This is a genomic window from Caballeronia sp. (assembly GCF_028292365.1).
Lineage (GTDB): Bacteria > Pseudomonadota > Gammaproteobacteria > Burkholderiales > Burkholderiaceae > Caballeronia.
On sequence record NZ_JAQGMM010000469.1, the window covers coordinates 1 to 8,036 of the forward strand.

Consider the following 8,036-nt stretch of genomic DNA (forward strand, 5'->3'; position numbering starts at 1 on the left):
GGCACCCCTGTTATTGGGCGACGCTTTGTTCACGCACTGGATGGACCGCTAGACAGGACCGAGAGAGCCCGCCTGACGCAGGGAGAAAGTACGCCGCGCTTGGCTAATGCTGCACGCAGTCTTAAGATTATGCTGCCATTCTTAGATGAGGATTAGCTGCGCCTTTCGGTTATTGGACAGTCGTAGAACACATTCAAACTGTCACCGTTGCGGGAATAATCAGCTCAGCGCGATAGGACATGGTGCCCAGTTGGCGTCCGAGTTCTGCCATGCAGGTAATCAGGTATCGCGAAAAGTGCCACTGACATCGAGGCGCGGTATTGCGCCGATTGCAGTTCAGTTTACGATTTACCTTCTTGAGTCAGATACTCCCCGCTTCCTGGGAATCATCGACTCAGTGCCAGGTCGCCTCGCCGATGCCGGCGAGCGTACAAAGCACAACGACGGCGAGTGGTGGAACCTTCCAGCGCGTCAGCAGCAAAAATTCAATGGCTGCGATGGCACAGTCGAGCTTCGAAAGAACCGCACTTGTTTCGAGCGTTGCTACGCTCCGTGTCACCACCGCGTTCGATATGCCGAGTTGGCGTGCTGCGTCGGCGAAGTTCAGGCATTCGGCGGCTTTTGAAAAAATGCGCATCGAATCGAGCTGATTCATGACTTGTCATCCAGGGTCAACAACACTGAGCGCATTCGCAGTCGAATTCATAGTTCGGTTTTGTGGTTATCCTAAATATCAATAGTATAGATAAAAAATCTATGGCTGTAGTACTAAGGGGTGCAGGAGTAAAATCCATGCGGACATTTTATGGAAGTGAAGCGTGATATGAAGAAGGCGACTGCGAGAAAAGCCCTGCCTGCCGGCGTAGCGAAGGTACTCAAGCCTGCACTATCCGCTGGACGTGATCCTGCTGTGTGTGCGGTGTTGTGGCCTACCCGCTGAGCCTACGCCACCTGGAGATGATGGCCGAACGGGGTTTCGAGGTTGACCATTCCAGCGTACATCGCTGGGTGATCAAACGCGTGCCGCAGGCACACGGAAAGGAGGTTCGCAGTGAACTGACGGACCGTGTACAAGCTGCATGAGAGATGAGGGCAGGCCCCTCGGAGTCGGTGTTCAGGCGCAGGCTCCAAACAACCCCAAGCTGCTGCGGTAAAGAGCCGCGGCGGTGAACGTTGGGACAAAGCTACGAGGCCAAACCTCGGGCAGGTATGGGTCAGAGAGACGAACGAAAGTGAACCTTCCGATAACGCGTCGTAATGCAGAGACTTGTCGTCAAAACCAGGGGCAGCTTGATCTCCTGGGACAAGCCTGCCGGAAACCTGATTACTGGGCAGGCGGCGGCCGGCGTAAAGGGGCGTGAAGCTGATCCAGACTCTTGTGCGGAACTGCGGGAACTCGTCCGATGCGAAGGGAGAAGCACAAGTGGTAGAAGCCACGAGGCGAGAGTACCGATGCGGAGCACTGGGGCGGACCAACCCGTACGAGCGACGAAGGCTGGTAATGCAGCTGGAGCAAAGGGGTTGGGTCAGGCGGTCGTGTTCGGGGTTCAACTGGAACAGGAGGAAACCCATAAGCACGACAAAACCAAAAATAGTGTCCTTCGAAAAACGAGACACGCCAGCCGGATAGGTGCCCGGGGCGACTAAAACCAGAGGGGGAAGGCAGAATTGTTGATTCCACTGACTGGCGCGTCTATGCCCGCCAGTCAGCGCAGGATAACTAAGTACTGCGGTGTTTATGACGCGATCTAACGCGCAACTGCGGTGCGCTCGTTCAGGCCGCTACCGCCAGACCGTGAGCCACTGTCGGCCGGACTACCGGCTCGAAGAACTGTACGCAGGTATCGACGAACTCGCGCGTGCGCCGCGGGAGTGACTGGCGTCGGACGAAGGCGACGTCCAGATCGGCCGGCGCGTATGTCACTCTGCAGTTCGGCAGAATGAACTGCAGACGGGCGTCGGCAATGTGGCGTTCCACTGTAGCTCTCGGGACCAGGGCCATGCCGAAACCCGACAGCGCCAACTGAACTGCTACGGGCTCGCTCACGATCATCGTCACCGCGGGCGCTACGGGCGTGATCACCGTCCCGTCCAGATCCAGCCGCAGGTCCGGCTGGGCGTGCCCATCGATAACGGAGGACACGAGCACGTGTCCCGAGAGGTCGTGGGCGGATGGCGCGCGGCCGACACGATCGAGATAGGCCTTGCTGGCCGCAAGAACGAACTGCGAACGCAGCAGCGGTCGACAAATCGCGCCGCCGTCCTGGATCAAATGCCGCGGATATACCGCGACGTCATGCTCGCCGTGCTCGAGCCGCACGGGGCCGTCGGCCGTGTTCAACACGATGTTCACATCCGGCCTGTTCCGGCGATATCTCTCTATGATTTGCGGTAGTCCCGCCTCGATAGCGAACGGGTGCGCAAGAACGCGTATCACGCCGGTCGGTGTGTCACGATCCTCCAGCAGACGCTGCTCGCTGTCGCGCAGGCGGTCGAGGAGATCAGAACAGGTGGTGAAGTAGTCGCGTGCACCCTCGGCGAGCGACACGTGCCTCGTGGTGCGGTTCAGCAGTCTGGTACGCGTGTGCGTTTCCAAATTGGCGATGGCGCGAGAGAGCCCCGACGGCGAAATGCTTAGCTGCGTCGCGGCCTTGGTGAAGCTTTCCAAACGCACGACCGTCACAAAAGCTTTCATTGACAGCAGTTGGTCCATTTTTACCTCCTTCGACGGACGGTAAGGCTCATTTCCAATCGAGCCAACCGTGGGTGGCGTACGCCTCAGATCGCCACTCGGCTATTCGCTCTTCTATTTACCATTCGGTAATTATCTGTCGGATCCAATCGGGTGTCAATCGCTAATTGCCGTGTGGCAATTAGCGATTCTGCAACGGCAGCCCCGTAGGTCTTGAAACAAAGCCCTTAAACTCGTCTATAACGCATCAGCGGAGTCCCCTTCTTGTCGGTGCCGTGATAGCCGCGAAGGAAGTCAAACGCGCCGCAGGGGTCAGGGTCACGCGTCGCATTGTTTTGCCATCGGGTTTTCACACAACCTGGTCGCTTTCAGCCATGCACCAACCGCGGCCTGACTTCGACTTACCTTCGATAATTGCAGCCGATTGCCTGGCAACCTGAATGCGGCTGCCATGAGGCTGTATCTCGAATGTGCGAAACCGGGGGAGCGTGTCAGCGGCCGCCACCATGTCCTCCTCCGCCACCATGTCCTCCTCCACCGCCATGTCCTCCTCGACCGCCATGTCCTCCTCCACCGCCATGTCCGCCGTGCCAATGGTCGCCGTGCCAGTGATAGCCGCCCCAGCCGCCCCAGGGATAGACGTACGCCGAATCGTATGGCTGGGCGTCTCCATATCCTGATGCGATGGCGCAACCACCCAAGCACGCTGCCGCGCCGAGCAACGTAATTAACTTAAACACGATTCTCTCCCGGATGAGGCTGAGGGCGAGACACGTAGCGGGAGCGGGGAGCAACGCGAGCGGTTGCGACAGCCGAGACCATCAAAAGCGCTTTGGTTTTTCCTTGCGGTGGCTGGACGGTTGGAGCCGTCGCATTGAAAGTACGCGGACCGGCGCTGGTCGCGGACGGTAACGTGCTCGAAGGGAAAGTTTGCGGGCGGTCGTGGTTGGCATCGGCAAATGCAGACGCGGCGAGCGTTACAGCGTTAAGCTCAGCGGCAATAGCTTGGGGCTTCATATACCCTTCCAGAACGGTGCGAAATCGATAAGATTTGATTCCGAACGGTGTCCATTGTGGAGAGTGAAGTCTGAGCGAACCGTGACGCGGAGATTACTTCTTTGTCATCTGAACGACATGCTCATCGAACCATCCATGTATTCCACTGACGATGCGCGGTGAATTAAAAAGGGCTCTGTCATGTTGATGGGGAGTCGGCGGTAGAATGAAGTGATGAAGAAAACGAAATCGCTTTATCACGGTCAGCGCTTCCCTGCTGTCGTCATCAGTTGCGCGGTTCGCTGGTATTTCCGGTTAAGTCTGAGCCTGCACGACATCGAGGAATTGTTGCTTGAGCGTGGTGTCGTGGTCACGTACGAAACGATCCGCTGCTGGTGCGAATGGAATAAACGGCCCCGCCAACCGATGGAGATATGCAGAGTGTTGCCCTTACCCACAGGGGGACGGAATCGAGTGCCAAAGCTGGAGGATCATAAAGATCTTCCCAGGCAAATCGGAGTAGCGATCATGACGCATACGATAGTGGGTGTGGATATCGCGAAGAACGTGATGCAAGTTCATTGGGTCGACCCGGACAGCGGCGAGATCGTGAACAAACCCATTAAAAGAGCAGTATTTCTTGAATACTTTGCCAATCGCTCTCCTTGTCTGATCGGCATGGAGTCCTGTGGTGGCTCCCAGCATTGGGCCCGGCGGTTGATCGAAATGGGCCATCGGGTGAAGCTGATGCCCGCAAAGTTCGTCAACGCGTTCGTTACCGGAAACAAGAACGATTCGGCGGACGCCCGGGCGATCTGGATGGCCATGCAGGTGCCCAGCAAGGGAGTCACCGTGAAGACCGAAGCGCAGCAGGCCGTCCTGGCGCTACACCGGATGCGGCAACAACTGGTGAAGTTTCGCACGATGCAAATCAACAGCCTGCGGGGTCTGCTGACCGAATATGGAGAGGTAATGGGAGTCGGTCGTGCCGCACTCGACAGGACCATCGCCGGCGTACTGGAGAAGGCTCTGGTGCAATCGAAGACGGTGAATGGGTTAGAGTCGTCGGACTACACGAATTGACGACTGATAATGAGTAAGCTGAAGAGCCTGGACAAGCTGTTCGATGGGCGACACTTTGATCGCGAGATCATTCTTCTGTGTGTTCGCTGGTACCTGCGCTACAAGCTTAGCCTGCGGGATCTCGTCGAGATGATGGCTGAGCGGGGTTTGTCACTCGCGCACACGACGATCCTGCGTTGGGTGCAGCGTTACACGCCGGAATTCGTCAAACGTTGGAACCGTTTTAGCACGCCCACAGGAGAGTCGTGGCGTGTCGACGAAACATACCTGAAGATCCGAGGCAAGTGGGTCTACCTCTATCGGGCGGTGGATCGGGCAGGCCGGACGGTAGACTTCATGCTCCCCGCCAAACGCGACGTGGCAGCAGCAAAAGCATTTTTCAAGAAGGCCATCAAGAATCAGGGGCAGCCACCGAAAACCATCACACTCGATGGCAACGCGGCCTCGCACCGGGCCGTGCGCGAGTTGAAGGCCGACGGCTTGCTGCCTGCCGACAACGAAGTTAGATCCTCGAAGTATCTGAATAACCTGATCGAGCAAGACCATCGAAACATCAAGTCCCGGACGAAGGTCATGCTTGGTTTCAAGCGGTTTAGAGGCGCCGCGACCACGATTTCTGGCATCGAGTTGATGCATCGCATTCGCAAGGGGCAGTTCAATCTCGTGACGCTCGACCTCAAAGACACCACTACGCCGACCGTCTGGAATGCGGTCCTCTCGGTTCAATAAGCCCTCCTATCAATATTAACCTCCTCGACTATTTCCGCTATTTGCGCCAGAGCAGTTCCGCACACGATAGCGGACCGCATTACTGCAACAGAACCCATCGCACGACCTTAACCAAGGGTGCGCGACCAGCAATCAATGATCACCCGGACGCCCGGCTCAGCACTCGCCATCCTCATCGTATAGTCGTGCACGCGAAGCACCGCTGACACAATGCTTAGACCGATGCCGGAACCGGGAAGATGCTGCGTCCTCTCGCTCCGATAGAAGCGCTGCAGCACCACCTCGCGCTCGGCGGCCGGAATACCTGGACCCGTGTCGGCGATGCTGACCTGCGGACCGGCCGGCGTCTTCCTCAATTCCATCTTTACCGTGCCGCCCCCCGGTGTGAACTTGATCGCGTTGTCCATCAGGTTGCTGAGCGCCTCGAACAGCAGGTTGCGGTCTCCGCGGATGTCGGGGGTCGGCTCTATGCGCATGACGAATTGAATTGATCGGCTCTCCGCCAGCGGTTCGTAAAGCTCGCCGACCTCCCGCACAAGTGTTTCCAGTTGGATGTCGGCAAACCCGTCCCGACGTTTCAGCGCGCCAATCTCCGAGATGCGCAAAATTGCCCGGAACCGCTCCAACAGACGATCTGTATCGGATCGCGCGCGCGCAATCAGGTCCAGCATTGGCCGGTCGTTGAGGAGTTCGGCTCGTTGGACCATACTGCCGAGCAACACAATGACGTGCGCAAGCGGGGTGCGAAGATCGTGGGCGATGCTATCGCACGCGCCCTTTACCTCGGCAATCAGCCGCTCGACCTCGTCGAGCATGTGATTGACAAGATGCGACAGCATGTCGATTTCATCACCGCCTCCAGTCGGCAGACGCTGGTTCAGACCGCCCTGCGAGATTCGCAGCGTAACGCGGCGGATCGCCCTCACGCGTCTCATCTGCCGCACGCTCATGGCAAGCCCTACAGCGATGCCAGCGGCCAGGCAAAACATGCCGCCCATCACAAATGCATTGGTGATCGCCTTACGAATGCGAAAGATGTTCGTGACATCGCGGCTGACCAGCAATATGTCCCCGTTCTTGCGCCGCTCCGCCATCGCGCGCACCACCGGCGCCGGTTGGGTGCCGGTGATAGATAGCGTGTGCGCTAGCGTCACTCCAAGCCTGTCAACGGTTAACTGTGAAGGAAACACCATCACGTCGCCAGCGATGTGTCTGCCGTCCCGCGTAAACAAACCATAGTAATTGGCGTGCATGCGCTCGTTTTCGAGGCGGTTACGGATCGCGTCGGCAAGCACATTGTCTGGCGTCGAATCAAAATAGATCAGTTGCCAGTCCATGACGACGTCGACTTCGTGCTCCATCTGCCGGGTCACCACGTGCTCCACGAAGACTAGCAGCAACATCATCGACAACAGAAAGGTCACTGTATAGATGAATAGCAACCGGGAAGTCATCGTGGTCCAGCGACGCTGCGGCTCCGCAGGTTCGTTCGGAAAGGGGGATTTCATCAAGGCAGTCGCTCGTGCGGGAATAGGTTTCGCAGCGCATCGCGTACGATCTGGCGCGACGTGTTGCGCGAATCGCCTGCCTGCATCACTCACACTGAATTCGGATAAACGATCTAAGGCCCGTAGGAGAACACATTTTTTAGAATCGCGCTCTGCCGCGGACATGATGCAGACTAAAAGTGCCGCTTGGGTGGCCGCGTGAGCACTTGATTGAAGAAAATTTTGTTTGCGTTTTGGCGAATCACTATTGCTCGAGCCGACAACAATCATCTTCAGTCAAGCCGATCTACATGCGCGAACAATGTCGTCGAAAGGTACAGGGTTGCGCGATCAAAAAAATTCACTCTATTTCGATCCAATTTAGCAGTGTCAAAGTGACGCAAAGCGGTCGAAGATTCGCAGACGTAGCTCACAAATCGCGATGTTTCATCTAACCGGCTCTGTCACGTTACCTTAACGACGGCGAGAAAAGCGCAGAGGAGGCGCCTTTGCTCTGAAGGCAAACGGATTTTGGGCCAGTTCAGTAAAGCGGTGCCAGGCGCCAAAGCGTGCGGCGAGCTGTTTTCGATATAGCGAGGCGCGCAGCAATGTTGCTTGAGCGCGAAGTGCTGCCTGATCGGGCCGAAGCTAGATAAGAACGCGTGGGTGCGTTCCCGATCGCGAAAGCCACGCATGCGGCGCTCGCGTTCACGCGTAGGTTGATGACGGCTTTCGGCCCGGTTGTTGAGCCGGGCACTGGCTTTGACGAAGGGTTTTGATAATCATATAGCGGGCCTGCCTCGGTCCCAGTAGACGGCTGGCGTAGAGTCAGGGTGCAAATCCCACCAACTTGACCACAGGAGGCCGGCATGAACAAGTTTAGTGGAATCGACCTGCACTCGAACAACAGTGTGATAGTGGTCAGCGATGAAGCTGACCGGATCGTCTACCAGCGGCGGTTACCGAACGATCCGGTACAGATCCGGGCGGCACTGGCGCCGCACCGTGAAGAGTTGGTGGGGGTGGTCATCGAGGCGACGTTTAACTGG

At 57.3% G+C, this 8,036-nt stretch carries 5 protein-coding genes and 4 pseudogenes; 4 read left to right on the forward strand and 5 right to left on the reverse strand.

All coding sequences use genetic code 11. From position 1 onward, the window contains the following. Positions 1-394: 394 nt before the first annotated feature. Positions 395-655, reverse strand: coding sequence for a LysR family transcriptional regulator (locus tag JWR14_RS27340; protein ID WP_366144607.1), 261 nt, complete (start codon positions 653-655; stop codon positions 395-397). A gap of 168 nt (positions 656-823) precedes the next feature. Between JWR14_RS27340 and JWR14_RS27345 the strand changes: the two are divergent. After that, positions 824-1,026: pseudogene (locus JWR14_RS27345) on the forward strand (IS6 family transposase); the annotation flags it as partial. Positions 1,027-1,774: 748 nt separating this feature from the next. Here the strand turns inward: JWR14_RS27345 and JWR14_RS27350 are convergent. Both JWR14_RS27350 and JWR14_RS27355 read right to left on the reverse strand, forming a co-directional pair. After that, entirely contained in the window at positions 1,775-2,713 is a 939-nt protein-coding gene (locus JWR14_RS27350; protein WP_299714963.1) for a LysR family transcriptional regulator, read from the reverse strand. A 328-nt stretch (positions 2,714-3,041) separates the two neighbouring features. After that, positions 3,042-3,365, reverse strand: a complete 324-nt coding sequence (locus tag JWR14_RS27355) for a hypothetical protein (RefSeq protein ID WP_299714966.1) — start codon at positions 3,363-3,365, stop codon at positions 3,042-3,044. Between the two features lie 851 nt (positions 3,366-4,216). On the opposite strand from JWR14_RS27355, the pseudogene JWR14_RS27360 reads away from it, so the two are divergent. Both JWR14_RS27360 and JWR14_RS27365 read left to right on the forward strand, forming a co-directional pair. Beyond that, positions 4,217-4,708, forward strand: a pseudogene (locus JWR14_RS27360) (IS110 family transposase); the annotation flags it as partial. A gap of 72 nt (positions 4,709-4,780) precedes the next feature. Next, the gene (locus tag JWR14_RS27365) at positions 4,781-5,500 is read left to right on the forward strand and encodes an IS6 family transposase (protein WP_299714969.1); all 720 of its coding nucleotides are present in this window, start codon (positions 4,781-4,783) and stop codon (positions 5,498-5,500) included. A gap of 107 nt (positions 5,501-5,607) precedes the next feature. Here the strand turns inward: JWR14_RS27365 and JWR14_RS27370 are convergent, their stop codons facing one another. Further along, on the reverse strand, positions 5,608-7,008 hold the full coding sequence (locus tag JWR14_RS27370; protein ID WP_299714975.1) for a HAMP domain-containing sensor histidine kinase: 1,401 nt from the start codon (positions 7,006-7,008) through the stop codon (positions 5,608-5,610). 453 nt (positions 7,009-7,461) lie between these two features. Further along, a pseudogene (locus JWR14_RS27375) lies at positions 7,462-7,757 on the reverse strand (hypothetical protein); the annotation flags it as partial. 99 nt (positions 7,758-7,856) lie between these two features. Here JWR14_RS27375 and JWR14_RS27380 point away from each other — a divergent pair. Continuing rightward, positions 7,857-8,036 (forward strand): annotated as a pseudogene (locus JWR14_RS27380) (IS110 family transposase); the annotation flags it as partial.